The sequence below is a fragment of the Ruegeria sp. O5 genome (genome assembly GCF_056535105.1).
In genome coordinates, this window is the sequence record NZ_JBQERN010000002.1 from 42,983 (window position 1) to 57,073 (window position 14,091).

Sequence of the window (14,091 nt, forward strand, 5' to 3'; positions counted from 1 at the left end):
ACTAAGGAGCACTGATTGAGACTGTTTGGCGCGCGTCTAAGACGCAGCAACCGCTTGTGCCATGAGTTTCAAATGCCTCATATCTGTACCGCAGCACCCTCCTATCACTGAAATTGACGGGTTGTTATGCACGACGTCCGCAATCTCTTGCCCAAGCACATGGGGGTCACCTTCGTCTAATTCCTCGGCCTCATCCAGTTCCGCATGAGAGCAACTTGATGCGTTTGCGACAACGCCTCTTAGTCTTGGATGGCGATTTAGCGCATCGGAAAAGTGGGTCGGATGGGCACAATTGACCATGAAGAACTGCGCAGCCGCATCCGTGGCGACATCGATTTGATCCAGCGCGTCTACAAGCTTTGTTCCATCAGCCAGACACCCGTCGGTTTCAACTACCAATGACATCACTATCGGTAGTCCCAAATCCTGCGCAGCCAGAATGCAGCCCGCTGCTTCGCTAGGTCTGTTGAACGTATAAGCTGTCACCAAGTCGACGCTGGTTTGTTTCAAAACGGCAAGCTGCGCACTGTGATACTGACGGGCATCATCGATCGACATGGCCGGAACGTCCGTATAGGGATCGTGGCGTGGGCCGACGCAGGCAGAAACCAAAACGTCATCTCGACCAGCGCTCTGACGCACGTCTTCCATTAACGCGACAGCATCCCGGTTTATTTCATCCAGTTGTTCGGCATCGTAACCCAGAGGAGCAGCCCGATCGGCATTGGCCATCCAAGTCGGTGCATCAAGTATGCAACCCACCTCCATCTCGCCCGCCAACTGAACAAGCGCGTGCATTTGACCTGCAAGGACAGAACGGGTTTCTGGGTTCTCTAGCAATGGAAATGAGGCAAATCCCGGCAAATCTATGCCGTGGTTAAAGATCAGATCCGTGCCAGTTCCGGCAAAAACCAAGTACTTTTTGTCTGTCTCGTGCGGGAGCTGTCGTGGCACTTCAGTGCGCTCCTTAGTTGTTGGAGTTCATCGCAACAATAACAGGGCAGAGGCTGTCTGTGAAATTTGCTGTGTAAACTGAACAAACACCAAACCGTTATGCGTCAACGCAATGGTCGATGGGTCAAACCGGATTTGAAACCTAACTTCAGTTCAAGTTCTTGAACTCTCGTGGTTCTGCCCCATGTGCCGCCTGATACACTGCGCCCTCTGGTACTTTCTGCACAAGCAGCGTAAAAGAAGTGCCGCGCGTAACAATTGGAGCTTTGCGTCGATGAAAGAGCATCGTGGCCGCCTGACCAAGGACGGTATCCGCATCTATGAACAGGGTGATTTTGCCGGGATGCACGCGGCGGGCGCTCTGGCGGCGCGGATATTGGATGATATCGCCGCGCATGTCTTTCCCGGTCAGACCACGGGTGCGCTTGACGGGCTGATCACGCAGATGGTCGAGGATGCGGGCGCGACCTCGGCCACGATCGGCTATAAGGGGTATGAGCACGCCAGCTGCATCAGTGTGAACCATGTGGTCTGCCACGGTATTCCCGGTGACAAGAAGCTGAAGGATGGCGATATCCTGAACATCGATGTGACCGTCATCGTGGATGGCTGGTTCGGTGACACCTCGCGCATGTATGTGGCGGGCAAGCTGCCGCGCAAGGCCGAGCGTCTGATCCAGGTGACCCATGACGCGCTGTTCAAGGGCATCGAGATGGTCAAACCGGGCAACACGTTCGGCGATATCGGCCATGCCATTCAGGCCTATGTCGAAGCGCATCGGATGAGTGTTGTTCGCGACTTTTGCGGGCACGGTCTGGGCCGCGTGTTCCACGCGCCGCCGAATGTGCTGCATTATGGCCGTCCCGGCACAGGCGCGGTTCTTGAGGAAGGCATGTTCTTTACCATCGAGCCGATGGTCAATCTGGGCCGTCCCGAAACCAAGACACTGGCCGATGACTGGACCGCCGTGACCCGCGACAAGTCGCTGTCGGCACAGTTCGAGCATTCGGTAGGCGTAACGGCAAATGGGGTCGATATCTTTACCCTGTCACCGGGCGGCAAGTTTCACCCGACCTATTCGCCCTGATCGGCGGCCTGTTCGCGCAGGAGTTTCAGCAGCATCGTCTCAGCCCCCCAAGGGGTAACCGCATCGTGGATGAACACCGGCGCGCGCAGGGGCTTGGGGTCAGGTTTCGCCATGACCTCGGCGTCGCGGGAGACTGTCCAGACAAAGGGTGTCAGAGCATGATCCATGGCTGCACCCTAGCACAGTTGGGGTTCAGAGTCCCAACAGCGGGTGCGCCTGTGACATATCCGTGATCACCTCGGCCCCAAGATCGGCCAGCCTGTCACCACCGCCATGCGGCGCGTAGGCCACACAGCGCATATTGGCCCGGATTGCAGCCGTAACGCCATTGTGGCTGTCTTCGATGACCACCGGGGCCTGTGCGCCAAAATTCTCGGCCGCCATTTGGAACATCTTTGGATCAGGCTTGCCGGTGCCAAGCACATGGGCCGAGAACATCACATCTTTGAACCGGTCCCAAAGCCCGTTCTGGCCCAGCGTGATCTGCATCTTGTCCGGGCTGCCGTTTGAGGCCACGCAACAGGGGATGCCCCGCTGATCCAGCGCCGCAAGCAGGTCCGCGACACCAGACACCAAAGGGACACCGGCGCGAAGGCGGTCGTAGGTTTCGGCATAGACCTGATCAATCCAGTCTTCGGGAAGATCAGCGCCCATCGCACGCGCCTTGTCGCGCACCCCAACCATGGTTCCGCCCACAAACAGGGACATGCATTCGGGCAAGGACAGGTGCAGGCCATAGCCCGCCAGATTGTCCGCCAGCACCTGGTTCGAGATCACCTCGCTGTCGACCAGAACGCCATCGCAATCGAAAATGACCAGATCATGCACTTTGATCACCGTTCCGCATCAATGAGATATAGGTGTCGCCATATTTGCGGCTGTCGTGCAACGTGAACCCGGCCGGAGCCTGCATCCGTGAGTTTTCTTCCCAAACCAGCAGCGCATCATCCGCGATCCAGCCATTGGACAGCGCGGCGATGGCTTTCTGTCCCATGGCCTTGCCATAGGGCGGGTCCAGAAAGATCAGATCGTAGGGTGCGCCCGGATTTTCGCCCAACCGGGTTGCATCGCGGCGGATCAGGTCGGTGCGCCCGGCACTGCGGGTCAGGTCGATATTCTTGCGGATCAAACCCTGCGCCACGCGCCCGTCATCAACGAAGGTGACATGTGCCGCGCCGCGTGACAGCGCTTCGAGCCCAAGCGCCCCGGTGCCAGCAAACAGGTCCAGCACGCGCAGGCCGTCGAAATCGATCTGATGGGCCAGCACGTTGAACAGGCTTTCGCGCACCCGGTCGGTGGTCGGGCGCAGATGCGCGCCCGCATCGCCTTTGCCGACGGGGGTCAGGGCGCGACCGCGGAACTCTCCGGCGATGATCCTCATGCCTTGAGCAGCGATTTAAGGTCTGCATCAGGGTCGGCCACGACAGCCGGGTCGGCCGTTTTTCCCATTTCGATCAGGCGCTTGCCGACCATATAGGCACGCGGATCGTTCATCGCGTCGACCGCAATCAGTTTATCCCCGTTGTAATACCAGAAGGACACGGTCTGCCCGTCGCCCTGCCGGGTCACCACGCGGTCATATCCGGTGTTCAGACCCGCGATCTGAAGCTTGACCTCGTATTGATCCGACCAGAACCACGGGGTTGCCACATAGTCCTTGGCCGCACCCAACATGTTCTGGGCCACGATCTCGGCCTGATCAATGGCATTGGGTACGCTTTCCAGACGGATGCGGCCTTCGCCATGCGGAAAGGAGGCGCAATCGCCAGCCGCCCAGATCGACGGGTCGGACGTGCGGCCATGGGCGTCGGTCCTGATGCCGTTGTCCAGGTCCAGCCCCGCCATCTCGGCCAGTTGGGTTGCGGGTGCAATGCCGACGCCAACCACAACGAAATCAACGTCCAGCTTTGTTCCGTCAGTCAGAACCGCACCGGTGACCCTGCCGTTTTCGCCGATCAGATGATCCAACCCGACGCCTTCGCGGATGTCAGCGCCGTATGCACTGTGCAACGCGCGGAAATAGTCGCTGGTCTCGGGCGCTGCGACACGTTGCAGGATACGGTCGGCCATCTCGACCAGAGTGACCTTGACGCCGCGCTTGGCGCAGACGGCGGCAGCTTCGAGGCCGATATACCCGCCGCCCACGATCAGCGCGCGGGCGCCTTCGGTCACTTTGGGCTCCATCTCGTCGATATGGGCCAGATCGCGCACCACATGCACACCGTCCAGATCCCCACCAATCGCTGCGGGCAGGCGGCGCGGGTCAGACCCGGTGGTCAGCGCCAGTTCGTCGTAAGAAATAACCTCATCCCCCAGGGTGACCGTTTTGGCCTTGGGGTCGATACCGGTGACGCGCTGACCCAAACGCAGGGTGATGTTGTTTTCCGTGTAAAAACTTTCGGGGCGCAGGAACAGACGCTCAAGCTCCATCTCGCCCAGCAGATAGGCTTTGGACAGGGGCGGGCGCTGATAAGGCAGATGCGGCTCGGCCCCGATCAGAGTGATCTCACCCGCAAACCCGTCCTTGCGCAGACGAGCCACCAAAGAGGCGCCTGCCTGCCCCGCGCCGATCACGACAATATGGCTCATGCTTTGCCTACCCCGCAGTTTTCAAGTGGTCACCGTGTTCAGACCACCTATATTGCGGCTAAGCCCAATTCTGCAAATCCAAACGACAGGAGCTGAATAATGATTTCAACAGGAGATACCCTGCCCGAAGCAACGCTGATCCAGATGGGTGCGAACGGGCCGGAAGAGGTGCGGATTTCAGACAAGACCAAAGGCCGCAAGGTGGTGATCTTTGCCGTGCCGGGGGCCTATACCGGCACCTGCACGACCGCCCATGTGCCCAGTTTCATCCGCACAAAGAAACAGTTTGACGCCAAGGGCGTGGACGAGATTCTGTGCCTTTCGGTCAATGATCCGTTTGTGATGCAGGCGTGGGGGCAATCCACGGGCGCGACCGAGGCGGGGCTGACCATGGTATCGGACGCGGCGGCAGAGTTCACCAAGGCCATCGGCATGGATTTCGATGCGCCGCCCGTGGGGCTTTTCGCGCGGTCCAAGCGATATGCAATGCTGGTCGAGGATGGCAAGGTCACGGTGTTGAATATGGAAGAAAACCCCGGTGCCTGCGAAATTTCCGCCGGAGAAGGCCTGCTGGATGTGATCTGATTTTGATCTGCCCCGGTCCGACCGGGGCCTTTCGTCGCCAATTTAACTTGAAGCACCGCCCCAGAGCGCGAATACTTGGCGTATTCATACGGGGAGTTTTTTCATGAAACTTAACGCGTTCTACCTATTACTGTCCGGCGCCGCCCTTTTGGCGGCCTGCGGACCGGCCCCAACCCCGCAACAGCAAGCTGCACGCCAGCACGAAATCGCCTGTCTGGGCGGAACGTTGGGCGGGGCGTTGATCGGGGGCGCGATCGGCAACCAGTTTGGTGGCGGATCGGGCAAGACGATCCTGACCGCAGCGGGCGCTGCCGCTGGCGGCATCGAAGGTCAGAGATTCGCGTGCTGAGGAGGTCGATATGAAACAGTTAAGCCTGGTGATATTCATGGTGGCTTTGGCCGGTTCGGGTCACGCCGAAAGCGTGGCTGAACTGCACGAAAACGAGTTGAAGGCCATCGACGCCAACAATGACGGGTTCCTGTCCAAAGACGAGTTCGATGCTTTCTCGGATTATGCCTTTCAGACGATGGACGAAGACAGGAACGGCACTCTGGGTCAGGCCGAGGCCAAACCGTTCATGGACATCAAACTGTTCCGCAACGCTGACCGAAACGGCGACAACGTAATCTCAAGACCTGAATTTGACACCCAGATGGGTGAGGATTTCCTGTCTGCCGATCAGGACGGGAATGGTCAGCTTGATTAATGGCAGGAGCATGAGATGAACAAATGGCTCGGTTTGACAGCGCTGGCGCTGGTTGCGGCCTGTGACGTGCCGCAGGCCCCGTTGGTGACAGGCCCGGACGGACAGGCCCGCATTCAGATCAACCTGTCTGGCCTGACCTGCTATGAAACCAAGTGTCTGGATATCAACCCGGCCGCGCGCAGTGTGCGCCAGATCGGAAACAAGACCACGGGTATTCCAAGGGCGATTGACGTCAGCGACGGCACTGTCACGCCTGCCGAGTTCCGGCAGATGGGCACTGCCGCATCGCTGGCTGGCGGTGAAGGGTCAGGCCGCAACGACCGCTAGCACAGACTGTCCATCTTGCGGGCCAGTTTGGCATCCAGCGAGGACAGGCCGCCCACATCATGGGTCGACAAGACAACCTCGACCGTGCGGTAGACATTGAACCATTCGGGGTGATGGTTCCACTTCTCGGCCCAGATTGCCACCTGTGTCATCCAGCCGAAGGCATGGACAAAATTGTCGAAAATGAAAGTCTTGGTGATCGCATCGCGGCCTTCAACCATGGTCCAACCGTTTTTGAACAGCGGATCCAGCAGCGGGCCACGGGTTTCGGTCGACAAGAGTTCGGTCATTGCTGTTCCTCCGGGTTCGATTTCCTGAACGGGCCGTAATCCGTCAGAATCTCGATCTCTTCTTCCACTGCGTGGCCTTCGGCGTCCAGATATTTCTTGACCGCATCAGCTAAACCCGGATCGCCCACCCAATGCAAGCTATGCGTGCGTGTTGGCAGGTACCCTCGCGCCAACTTGTGTTCGCCCTGTGCGCCTGCCTCGACCCGGGCCAGACCTTGGGCAATGGCAAAGTCGATTGCCCTATAATAGCACAGTTCGAAATGCAGGCAGGGATGATGTTCGATGCAGCCCCAATAGCGCCCAAAAAGGGTTTCTCGGCCGATGAAGTTCAGCGCACCCGCAATGGGAAATCCATTCCGTTCGGCCAGCACAAGGGCCATGTCTTCTGCCATCGTGTCCTGTGCAATATCAAAGAACTGCCGCGTCAGATAGGGTGAGCCCCATTTGCGCGATCCGGTGTCCTGGTAGAACCGCCAGAACGCGTCCCAGTGTTCGGGGCGCAGCTGGTCACCGGTCAGAGTGCGGATCTCACCGCCAAAACCACAGGCCTGCGCGCGTTCTTTCCGGATAGTTTTGCGCTTGCGCGACGACAGCGCGCTCAGGAAGTCGTCGAAATCCGCATAGTTATCGTTCAGCCAGTGAAACTGCTGCGATCGGCGCAGCATCAGGCCCATCTGTTCGCCAGCAAGGGCTTCGTCTTCGGTACAGAAGGTCGCGTGAAGGGACGAGACCCGGTTGTCAGCTGCAAGCTGCACCGCCCCCTGAACCAGCGCCGACATGCCGATCCGTTCATAGCCCGGACGCACCAGAAACCGCCGCCCGGTTGCCGGGGTGAACGGCACCGCGATTTGCAGCTTGGGGTAATACCGCCCGCCCGCGCTTTCATAGGCATGGGCCCAGCTGTGATCGAAGATATATTCACCCTGGCTGTGCGATTTGGCATACATCGGGGCCGCCGCGATCAGCATCCCGTCAAGATAGGCGGTTAGGTATTGCGGCTGCCAGCCGGTGCCCCGCCCGACCGAGCCGCTGTCTTCCAGCGCAAGCAAAAAGCGATGCGTGGTAAAGGGATCAAGCGGCCGCCCGCCATCGGCAGCTTCGGGGCAGGCGCAGGCATCCCACTCTGCCGCTGGAATCTGCGACAGAGCGCCCAGTACCTGAATCTCGATCTGTGCCTGATCCATATGTCCTCCGCGCCTGTCCTTTATCTGTGACCGCACGGAGGGGGTTCAAGTCGAATGCGCGGCCAAATAGCCTTCGAAGGTCACATTGTCGGCAACCTTGCGGGCTTCTGCCTCTTGTTCGGGCGACCGGATTGTCCAACACAGGATCGGCACGCCCCGCGCCTTGAGTTCCGCCACGCGGGGGCGCGACAGGTCCGCGGCTTCGTGGCTGATGAAACTGGCGCCGACACGGTCGAAATCCGGGATATCGCGCAGGTGATCGCAGACGCTTTGCGGCAAAAGCTCGACACTGGGTTCATAAGCGCAGGTCGTGATCCCGCGCGGCAGATGCGGGGCGAGCCGCGCCAGTTCAGCGACCGAGTTGGGATTGAAGGACATCACGGCCACCGGGCCTTTGTAGCCCTGCAACGCGCGTACCGTGTCGCGTTCAAGCGCGCCCACATTCGTGCCCATCGCCCCGTCCTGATCCTTTAATTCGATCAGCAACGGCACCCGGCCCGCGACAATGTCCAGCACATCATCCAGTGTCGGAATGCCTTCTTCCCCATACAACAGCGGCGTGCCAGAGGCAGCCAGTGCCGTGACCTGCTGAATGGGCCCCGACTGCCCGGTCAGACGGGTCATGTCATAATCGTGAAAGACCATTGCCTGGTCGTCCGATGTCAGTTGAAGATCGATCTCGATCCCGTAGCCAGCTTCAATCGCGGCACGAATGGCCGCCCGGCTATTTTCCGGGCGGTTCTTGGTAATGTCATGCAGCGCCCGATGCGCAATCGGGGCCTGCAAAAACACATCTGGTAGGGGCGGCGTCATTCGATTTCGAAAATGCCTTCGATCTCGACCGCAACACCCAGCGGAAGCGACGCCGCGCTGACGGCGGAACGCGAATGGCGACCGGCATCGCCCAGCACCTCGACCAGAAAATCGGACGCGCCGTTGATCACCTGCGGCTGTGCCGTGAATTCAGCGGTCGAGTTCACGAATCCGGTCAGTTTGATCACGCGGACCAGCTTTTCGATATCGCCGCCGCAAGCCGCCTTGACCTGTGCCAGCAGGTTGATCGCGCAGACACGTGCCGCCGCAGCCCCGGCTTCGACATCCAAGTCGTCGCCTAGTTTACCGGTGATCAGCTTATCAGTCTTCGAGATCTGGCCGGATACATACAGGATATTGCCGACACGCACGAAAGGCACATAGTTGGCCGCAGGCGCGGGTGCTTCTTCCAGCGTTACACCGAGGCTTTCCAGTTTGGCAGCGATGCTCATTGCGAGGGTCCTTCCCTAAATTCAACTCTGCGGGACGCTAACCGGGAAGCACGAATTGGGAAAGACGGAAACCGGCAAATTTCGGCCTTCCTGCGATCTGAGCGTATCTTTACTGAAAATTCACTGTTGATCGACGGTCACTTTACCCCACCGTGATGAACAGGTTACACGCAAGGTGTTTCATTTAAGACCTGAAACGACTATGTGACTGCAACTTGTGCCGCCCCGGCACGTGGATTTTGGTGGATTATTGATTGAATGTCCGGCAGGCGCATGTGCCGGGCCATTTAGGAGAGACAAAGATCGTGTCGAGCAGATTTCGCCTGAAACACCTTGTTTTACTGTCGCTCATGGCCCTTGTGTCCGCTTGCGCAACGACGCCGCCCGAGGGTGCCTCGCGCAGTGACGTGTTTGATCCGTATGAAAATGCGAACCGGGGAATTCACAAGTTCAATCTGGGTGTTGACCGGTTTCTGTTCCGGCCGGCCTCGAAAGGCTATGTCAAAATCGTTCCTGACCCGATGGTCACCAGTTTCAGCACTTTTGCCGAAAACATCTCGCTGCCCGGTCAGGCTGTTGACTACCTGCTTCAGGGCAACCCGAAACAGATGGGCAACGCCCTGCTGCGCTTTGTGATCAACATGACCGTGGGTGGCTTTGGCCTGTCTTCGCCCGCTGATGAGCTGAACCTGCCACCGGTGGACACAGATTTCGGTGAGACCCTGCACGTCTGGGGAGTGGGTGAAGGCGCTTATATCGAGCTGCCATTTTATGGCCCGTCGACCCAAAGGGATGCGATTGGGGTTGTGGTCAACCTGTTCTCGAACCCGATCAATTTCAGCCCGACCCGCCCCGCCGACAACCTTGGCGTCTACGCCGAGATCGTGCGGCGCATGGGCGACCGGGGCCGGTTCTCGGATACTGTCGATTCCATTCTTTACGAAAGTGCCGACAGCTATGCGCAGGCCCGCCTGATCTATTTGCAAAACCGCCGCTTCGAACTGGCAAGAGATGACGAAGACGCCTATCTGGACTTGTATTCTGACCCCTATGCCGAAACCGGGACGGACCCGGTCAGGGACCCCTATCTTGACCCCTACGAGGACCCCTATGCTGAATAACGCGCTGAACCGTCGTCATTTTATCGCAGCCGGACTTGCGCTGGCAGTGCTGCCCGTACCTGCCTTTTCCCAGACCGAGGCCGCCGCCAAGGCGCTTGTGACCAGCGTGGTTACCGACATCAACCGGGTAATCGAGTCGGGCAAGTCTGAAAAAGCGATGCTGCGCGATTTCGAAAAGATCTTCGCTCAATATGCCGACGTGCCGATCATGGCGCGCTATGCGCTGGGTGCGGATGCCCGCTCAGCCAGCCCGACTCAGCTGAAACAGTTCACCGCTGCATTTCAGGGTTATATCTCGCGCAAATACGGCCGCCGTTTCCGCGAGTTCATCGGCGGTGAGGTCGATGTTCGCAATGCCCGCAAGATCAAGGCCGGGTTCGAGGTTCGCACGATGGTCAAGCTGCGCGGATCAGCCCCGTTCGATGTGACGTTCCTTGTTTCCGACAAATCCGGCCGCGACAAGTTCTACAACATGTTCATCGAAGGCGTGAATCTGTTGCTGACCGAACGCACCGAGATTGGCGCAATGCTGGATGCTCGCAAAGGCAACCTGAACCAACTGATCACGGACCTGAAAAAGACCGGCTGATGCGACTTGGGCGCAAATGAGCGACGGAAAACGCGTTTTCTGTGCAAATCTGAAGGGCCAGGCTTGTCTGGCCCTTTTTCGTGAGGGCCCCCTTGGGCAAATCTAGGGCATGTAGCTGCGCACCAGCGCGCCGGCGATCAAAGCCCACCCGTCAGCGATCACGAAAAACGCCAGCTTGAACGGCAAAGACACGATGGCAGGTGGCACCATCATCATGCCCATCGACATAAGCACCGCCGCAACCACAAGATCGATGATCAGAAAGGGCAGGAAGATCAGGAACCCTATCTGAAAGGCGCGCGCGATCTCGGACAGCATGAAAGAGGGCATCAACACCGATAACGGAGCCTGGGCGGATAGTTCGATCACGTCACCGCCGGGGCGCAGGGCCGCCATTGCATAAAACGTATCTGAATCCAGCCGGTTCGCCATGAAGGCGCGAAATGGCTCTAACGCGCGCTCCAGCGCGGGCTCGACCGCCATGGTTTCTTCCATCATCGGGCGTATTCCTGCGGTCCAGGCCTCGGTGAACACCGGGTCCATGATGAAATAGGTCAGAAACAGCGCAAGACTGACCAAAAGCATATTCGGCGGCGATTGCTGCAGGCCGACACCCTGCCGCAGGATCGAAAGCACGGTGATCAGAAACGGGAAACAGGTGATCATGATCGCCAGACCCGGAGCAACGCTGAGCACCGTGATCAACAGGATCAACTGGATGGTGCGGGCCGAGATCGAACCGCCTTCGCCCAGCGACAGGGTCACATCCTGAGCCGCCGCCAACGACGGCAGTGACACCACTACAGCCAGACCCAGCCAGATCACATAGCGCATCAGCCGATTCCGTTTTGCAGATCCGCAATCTCGGTCAGGCGCACGGCCAGTTGCCCAGCCTGATCGCCCTCCATCTCCTCAAGCACCCCGCGTGCCACCAGCTGATCCCCGACATACAGGTCGACCGGGTCCTCGATCCGCTTGTCCAGGGTCAGCACCGCGTTCTCACCCATGTTCAGCAAGTCCCGGATCAACGGGCGGGCGCGGCCAACCGAAACGGTCACTTCAATCGGAACCGTTTCGAAAGGATTGGGTTTTTCGGTTTTCGGGAACTGGGTGTCATTCATTGGACAAAGCCTTTCTTGCCTCAAAGACGTATGCGTCAAATGCCTGTGCAATGGTGGACAGCAGGGCCGCGCAATCAATCTCGCGCCGGCTTGTGCCGACCTGCAATCGCGCCTGTCCGGGGGCCAGGCCAGGGTCTTCGATGACACGCGGTGCGGAGTTCAGGGTCTGCGGCAGCAGGGATTGCACGGCTTGCGCGCACCTTTCCGGCACCATGATCTGCATCGGTTGTTCGATTTCCATGCGCGCCATCTCGCAAAGCTGTTCGACGATCCGGGCGGCCAGCCCGCGTTCGACCATGTCAGGCAATACGGTCTGAACCAGGCTTTCGAACATCGGTTCCAGAGACAATGTCATCCGGTTAAGCGCCTCGTGATAGGTGAAGGACATATCCTCAAGCGATCCCGCCAGTTCGGCCGAAACGCGGCCGCGGTTTTGTTCCTGCGCCTGCGCGGCATCCTCCCAACCGGCGCCGTACCCGCTTTCGAACGCGGCAAGGCGTTGTTCCTCAAGCGTTTCCTCGTCCAGGTACAGAACGGCTCCGGCGCTGGTTCGGGTGGTGAAATCCTCAAGCAGATGAGCGATGGACATCACACGCGCTCCTCACCTTCTTCAAGCCAACTGCGCAGGATCTCGACCGTTTCTTCCTGCTTGTCGCCGATCATTGCGCGCAACCGATCAACCGGGTCCCCGATGGCACTGACCCCAAGCACGGGAACGGTCCCTTGTTGGGGCAGCGGCGTGAACTCTGCCGTTCCGTCCGCCGCGATTTCACCGGTCAGGACCGACGGGGGCGGAGCCCCCCCCTCCGCAGCTGGCAACAGCGCCGGGACCATCGCAGGTTTCATCAGGATCGGACGGATCACGAACAACGCCAGCACCAGCGACACCAGCGCCAACGCTGCCATCTGGATCAGTGACATGGCGTCCAGATGGATGTTTTGCCAAAGCGAAGAGGAAACCAGCGTGCCTTGTGGCGCGACCGTCGGTAAATCCAGCGATTTCAGAGTGATGACATCCCCGCGCGCGGCGTCAAATCCCACAGCCGAGGCCACCAGCTCTTCAAGTGCGTCGAGTTCCGTCTGCGGCAGCGGTGTGAAGGATTCAGCGCCCGAGGCATCCACCGCCCGCGTTCCGTTGACCAGAACGGCAACCGTCAGGCGTTTGATCGCACCGGGGGCGGTGTGCACCTCCAGCTCGGTTTCGGAAACCTCGTAATTCACCCTCTCACGTGTCTGGGTCGCGGTCGAATTCGATTCGTCCCCCCCCGCGCCATCGCCGTCGGGCAGGTTTGAGGCCACGGTGACATCGGCTGACTGGTTGCGCGCGCTGTCGGAGCGTTCCTCGACATCTGTACTGATCGCCACCCTGCCCTTGGGGTCAAAGCGCCGCTCACGCAGGGATTCCGTCCTGGTTTCGGTATCGACGCTGACCTCGACAACGGCATTCCCCGTACCAACGCGTGCTTCGACCAGACGCAGAACCCGTTCCCGCAACTGCCGGGCTTTGTCATCTGCCGTATCGGCGGCCACGGCGGTGTCCTGCCCGCCAATCACGGACCCGTTCGAATCGATCACAGTCACGCTTTCAGGCGACAGACCACTAACGGCCGAGGCGACAAGAAACCGGATAGCCTTGGCCTGATCGCCGGTGATCTCGCCCCCCGAGGGCACCAGATAGACCGAAGCCGTCGGTGCGACGCTGCGCTGAAACGGATTGGCAGAGCCATTGGCGATATGAACGCGGGCCTGGCTGACATGCGGGCTGCCCACGATTGTACGCGCCAGTTCACCCTCTTTCGCGCGCCAGTAGGCGGCATCAAACATCTGGGAAGTGGTGCCGAAACCGTTCAGAGAATCAAGCAGTTCGTAGCCCTTGGTGCCGTTGGCAGGCAGACCTTCGCTGGCCAAAGTCATCCGCAGCTCGTCCCGCTGTGCGCCCGAAACGTAAATTGATCCGCCCCGAATCTCGTAGGCCACGCCACGCTGATCCAGCGCACGCACGATATCCCCGGCGGCCCCGCTTTCCAGACCCGCGTAAAGCAGGGTCATCGAAGGCGCTGTCGCAAGGCGCGACATTCCGAGGATCCCGAGAAACACCAGTACAACCGCACCGGCAACGACGATTTGTTTACGCCTGTCCAAACTTGCCCAGACAGTTCCGATCTGCTGCACGCTCACCTCCGACTCGCCGACATTCTGCCCGGCGCATCCTCTGTGTGGACGATTGCCCTTAACAATCGGTTAGTCCCTGCGAGGTTATGACAGGACAGAT

General features: G+C 59.3%; 20 protein-coding genes. 7 read left to right on the top strand and 13 right to left on the bottom strand.

The window, feature by feature from the left end:
* Positions 1–36 precede the first annotated feature (36 nt).
* Positions 37–798: a homocysteine S-methyltransferase family protein gene (locus tag ACR0M3_RS04725; RefSeq protein ID WP_480909864.1), complete on the bottom strand. Its 762-nt coding sequence runs from the start codon at positions 796–798 to the stop codon at positions 37–39.
* Positions 799–1,228: 430 nt separating this feature from the next.
* Between ACR0M3_RS04725 and map the strand changes: the two genes are divergently transcribed.
* On the top strand, positions 1,229–2,041 hold the full coding sequence (gene map, locus ACR0M3_RS04730; protein ID WP_480909865.1) for a type I methionyl aminopeptidase: 813 nt from the start codon (positions 1,229–1,231) through the stop codon (positions 2,039–2,041).
* Here the strand turns inward: map and ACR0M3_RS04735 are convergent.
* Genes ACR0M3_RS04735 through ACR0M3_RS04750 form a run of 4 tightly spaced genes read right to left on the bottom strand, consistent with a single transcriptional unit; the run spans position 2,029 to position 4,630 of the window.
* A complete protein-coding gene (locus tag ACR0M3_RS04735) occupies positions 2,029–2,208 on the bottom strand; it encodes a hypothetical protein (protein ID WP_480909866.1) in 180 nt (59 codons plus the stop codon). The genes map and ACR0M3_RS04735 overlap by 13 nt on opposite strands.
* 25 nt (positions 2,209–2,233) lie before the next feature.
* On the bottom strand, positions 2,234–2,869 hold the full coding sequence (locus ACR0M3_RS04740) for an HAD family hydrolase (protein WP_480909867.1): 636 nt from the start codon (positions 2,867–2,869) through the stop codon (positions 2,234–2,236).
* The gene (gene rsmD, locus ACR0M3_RS04745; RefSeq protein ID WP_480909868.1) at positions 2,862–3,422 is read right to left on the bottom strand and encodes a 16S rRNA (guanine(966)-N(2))-methyltransferase RsmD; all 561 of its coding nucleotides are present in this window, start codon (positions 3,420–3,422) and stop codon (positions 2,862–2,864) included. The genes ACR0M3_RS04740 and rsmD overlap by 8 nt, the downstream gene beginning before the upstream one ends.
* On the bottom strand, positions 3,419–4,630 hold the full coding sequence (locus ACR0M3_RS04750; protein ID WP_480909869.1) for an NAD(P)/FAD-dependent oxidoreductase: 1,212 nt from the start codon (positions 4,628–4,630) through the stop codon (positions 3,419–3,421). Before ACR0M3_RS04750 ends, rsmD begins: the two co-directional genes overlap by 4 nt.
* Positions 4,631–4,729: 99 nt before the next feature.
* Between ACR0M3_RS04750 and ACR0M3_RS04755 the strand changes: the two genes are divergently transcribed.
* The 4 genes from ACR0M3_RS04755 (at position 4,730) to ACR0M3_RS04770 (ending at position 6,249) form a co-directional block, all read left to right on the top strand.
* A complete protein-coding gene (locus tag ACR0M3_RS04755) occupies positions 4,730–5,215 on the top strand; it encodes a peroxiredoxin (RefSeq protein ID WP_209598443.1) in 486 nt (161 codons plus the stop codon).
* Between the two features lie 103 nt (positions 5,216–5,318).
* Positions 5,319–5,564: a glycine zipper 2TM domain-containing protein gene (locus ACR0M3_RS04760; RefSeq protein ID WP_209598444.1), complete on the top strand. Its 246-nt coding sequence runs from the start codon at positions 5,319–5,321 to the stop codon at positions 5,562–5,564.
* A gap of 10 nt (positions 5,565–5,574) precedes the next feature.
* Positions 5,575–5,922, top strand: a complete 348-nt coding sequence (locus ACR0M3_RS04765; protein WP_480909870.1) for an EF-hand domain-containing protein — start codon at positions 5,575–5,577, stop codon at positions 5,920–5,922.
* 15 nt (positions 5,923–5,937) lie between these two features.
* Positions 5,938–6,249: a hypothetical protein gene (locus ACR0M3_RS04770; RefSeq protein ID WP_480538291.1), complete on the top strand. Its 312-nt coding sequence runs from the start codon at positions 5,938–5,940 to the stop codon at positions 6,247–6,249.
* Here the strand turns inward: ACR0M3_RS04770 and ACR0M3_RS04775 are convergent.
* Genes ACR0M3_RS04775 through ACR0M3_RS04790 form a run of 4 tightly spaced genes read right to left on the bottom strand, consistent with a single transcriptional unit; the run spans position 6,246 to position 8,988 of the window.
* Positions 6,246–6,539, bottom strand: coding sequence for a 4a-hydroxytetrahydrobiopterin dehydratase (locus ACR0M3_RS04775; RefSeq protein WP_209505128.1), 294 nt, complete (start codon positions 6,537–6,539; stop codon positions 6,246–6,248). The two genes, ACR0M3_RS04770 and ACR0M3_RS04775, sit on opposite strands and share 4 nt — an antisense overlap.
* Positions 6,536–7,723, bottom strand: a complete 1,188-nt coding sequence (locus ACR0M3_RS04780) for a GNAT family N-acetyltransferase (protein ID WP_480909871.1) — start codon at positions 7,721–7,723, stop codon at positions 6,536–6,538. Before ACR0M3_RS04780 ends, ACR0M3_RS04775 begins: the two co-directional genes overlap by 4 nt.
* A gap of 45 nt (positions 7,724–7,768) precedes the next feature.
* Positions 7,769–8,536: a glycerophosphodiester phosphodiesterase family protein gene (locus tag ACR0M3_RS04785; protein ID WP_480898571.1), complete on the bottom strand. Its 768-nt coding sequence runs from the start codon at positions 8,534–8,536 to the stop codon at positions 7,769–7,771.
* Positions 8,533–8,988, bottom strand: coding sequence for a RidA family protein (locus ACR0M3_RS04790; RefSeq protein WP_480898573.1), 456 nt, complete (start codon positions 8,986–8,988; stop codon positions 8,533–8,535). The genes ACR0M3_RS04785 and ACR0M3_RS04790 overlap by 4 nt, the downstream gene beginning before the upstream one ends.
* A 350-nt stretch (positions 8,989–9,338) precedes the next feature.
* Between ACR0M3_RS04790 and ACR0M3_RS04795 the strand changes: the two genes are divergently transcribed.
* Together ACR0M3_RS04795 and ACR0M3_RS04800 are read left to right on the top strand one after the other, a co-directional pair.
* Positions 9,339–10,109 carry an MlaA family lipoprotein gene (locus tag ACR0M3_RS04795; protein WP_209505277.1) on the top strand — a complete coding sequence of 257 codons (771 nt, stop codon included), beginning with the start codon at positions 9,339–9,341 and terminating at the stop codon, positions 10,107–10,109.
* Positions 10,099–10,698 carry an MlaC/ttg2D family ABC transporter substrate-binding protein gene (locus ACR0M3_RS04800; RefSeq protein WP_267364620.1) on the top strand — a complete coding sequence of 200 codons (600 nt, stop codon included), beginning with the start codon at positions 10,099–10,101 and terminating at the stop codon, positions 10,696–10,698. Before ACR0M3_RS04795 ends, ACR0M3_RS04800 begins: the two co-directional genes overlap by 11 nt.
* Positions 10,699–10,800: 102 nt before the next feature.
* Here ACR0M3_RS04800 and fliP read toward each other — a convergent pair whose 3' ends face one another.
* Genes fliP through fliF form a run of 4 tightly spaced genes read right to left on the bottom strand, consistent with a single transcriptional unit; the run spans position 10,801 to position 13,991 of the window.
* Positions 10,801–11,532, bottom strand: coding sequence for a flagellar type III secretion system pore protein FliP (fliP, locus tag ACR0M3_RS04805; protein WP_267364619.1), 732 nt, complete (start codon positions 11,530–11,532; stop codon positions 10,801–10,803).
* Positions 11,532–11,819 (bottom strand): FliM/FliN family flagellar motor C-terminal domain-containing protein, encoded by a 288-nt coding sequence (locus tag ACR0M3_RS04810; protein WP_267364617.1) that lies wholly within the window; start codon positions 11,817–11,819, stop codon positions 11,532–11,534. Before ACR0M3_RS04810 ends, fliP begins: the two co-directional genes overlap by 1 nt.
* Positions 11,812–12,408, bottom strand: coding sequence for a FliH/SctL family protein (locus ACR0M3_RS04815; protein ID WP_480898580.1), 597 nt, complete (start codon positions 12,406–12,408; stop codon positions 11,812–11,814). Before ACR0M3_RS04815 ends, ACR0M3_RS04810 begins: the two co-directional genes overlap by 8 nt.
* Positions 12,408–13,991: a flagellar basal-body MS-ring/collar protein FliF gene (gene fliF / locus ACR0M3_RS04820; RefSeq protein ID WP_480909872.1), complete on the bottom strand. Its 1,584-nt coding sequence runs from the start codon at positions 13,989–13,991 to the stop codon at positions 12,408–12,410. Before fliF ends, ACR0M3_RS04815 begins: the two co-directional genes overlap by 1 nt.
* Positions 13,992–14,091: the final 100 nt, after the last annotated feature.

Bases quoted from the DNA above. Each gene is read 5' to 3' on its own strand.
- ACR0M3_RS04765 (WP_480909870.1), top strand. From the start codon at position 5,575: ATGAAACAGTTAAGCCTGGTGATATTCATGGTGGCTTTGGCCGGTTCG.
- ACR0M3_RS04810 (WP_267364617.1), bottom strand. From the start codon at position 11,819: ATGAATGACACCCAGTTCCCGAAAACCGAAAAACCCAATCCTTTCGAA.
- fliP (WP_267364619.1), bottom strand. From the start codon at position 11,532: ATGCGCTATGTGATCTGGCTGGGTCTGGCTGTAGTGGTGTCACTGCCG.
- ACR0M3_RS04815 (WP_480898580.1), bottom strand. From the start codon at position 12,408: ATGTCCATCGCTCATCTGCTTGAGGATTTCACCACCCGAACCAGCGCC.
- ACR0M3_RS04750 (WP_480909869.1), bottom strand. From the start codon at position 4,630: ATGAGCCATATTGTCGTGATCGGCGCGGGGCAGGCAGGCGCCTCTTTG.
- map (WP_480909865.1), top strand. From the start codon at position 1,229: ATGAAAGAGCATCGTGGCCGCCTGACCAAGGACGGTATCCGCATCTAT.
- ACR0M3_RS04755 (WP_209598443.1), top strand. From the start codon at position 4,730: ATGATTTCAACAGGAGATACCCTGCCCGAAGCAACGCTGATCCAGATG.
- ACR0M3_RS04795 (WP_209505277.1), top strand. From the start codon at position 9,339: ATGGCCCTTGTGTCCGCTTGCGCAACGACGCCGCCCGAGGGTGCCTCG.
- rsmD (WP_480909868.1), bottom strand. From the start codon at position 3,422: ATGAGGATCATCGCCGGAGAGTTCCGCGGTCGCGCCCTGACCCCCGTC.
- ACR0M3_RS04790 (WP_480898573.1), bottom strand. From the start codon at position 8,988: ATGAGCATCGCTGCCAAACTGGAAAGCCTCGGTGTAACGCTGGAAGAA.
- ACR0M3_RS04800 (WP_267364620.1), top strand. From the start codon at position 10,099: ATGCTGAATAACGCGCTGAACCGTCGTCATTTTATCGCAGCCGGACTT.
- ACR0M3_RS04760 (WP_209598444.1), top strand. From the start codon at position 5,319: ATGAAACTTAACGCGTTCTACCTATTACTGTCCGGCGCCGCCCTTTTG.
- ACR0M3_RS04785 (WP_480898571.1), bottom strand. From the start codon at position 8,536: ATGACGCCGCCCCTACCAGATGTGTTTTTGCAGGCCCCGATTGCGCAT.
- ACR0M3_RS04735 (WP_480909866.1), bottom strand. From the start codon at position 2,208: ATGGATCATGCTCTGACACCCTTTGTCTGGACAGTCTCCCGCGACGCC.
- ACR0M3_RS04725 (WP_480909864.1), bottom strand. From the start codon at position 798: ATGCACGCGCTTGTTCAGTTGGCGGGCGAGATGGAGGTGGGTTGCATA.
- ACR0M3_RS04775 (WP_209505128.1), bottom strand. From the start codon at position 6,539: ATGACCGAACTCTTGTCGACCGAAACCCGTGGCCCGCTGCTGGATCCG.
- ACR0M3_RS04780 (WP_480909871.1), bottom strand. From the start codon at position 7,723: ATGGATCAGGCACAGATCGAGATTCAGGTACTGGGCGCTCTGTCGCAG.
- ACR0M3_RS04770 (WP_480538291.1), top strand. From the start codon at position 5,938: ATGAACAAATGGCTCGGTTTGACAGCGCTGGCGCTGGTTGCGGCCTGT.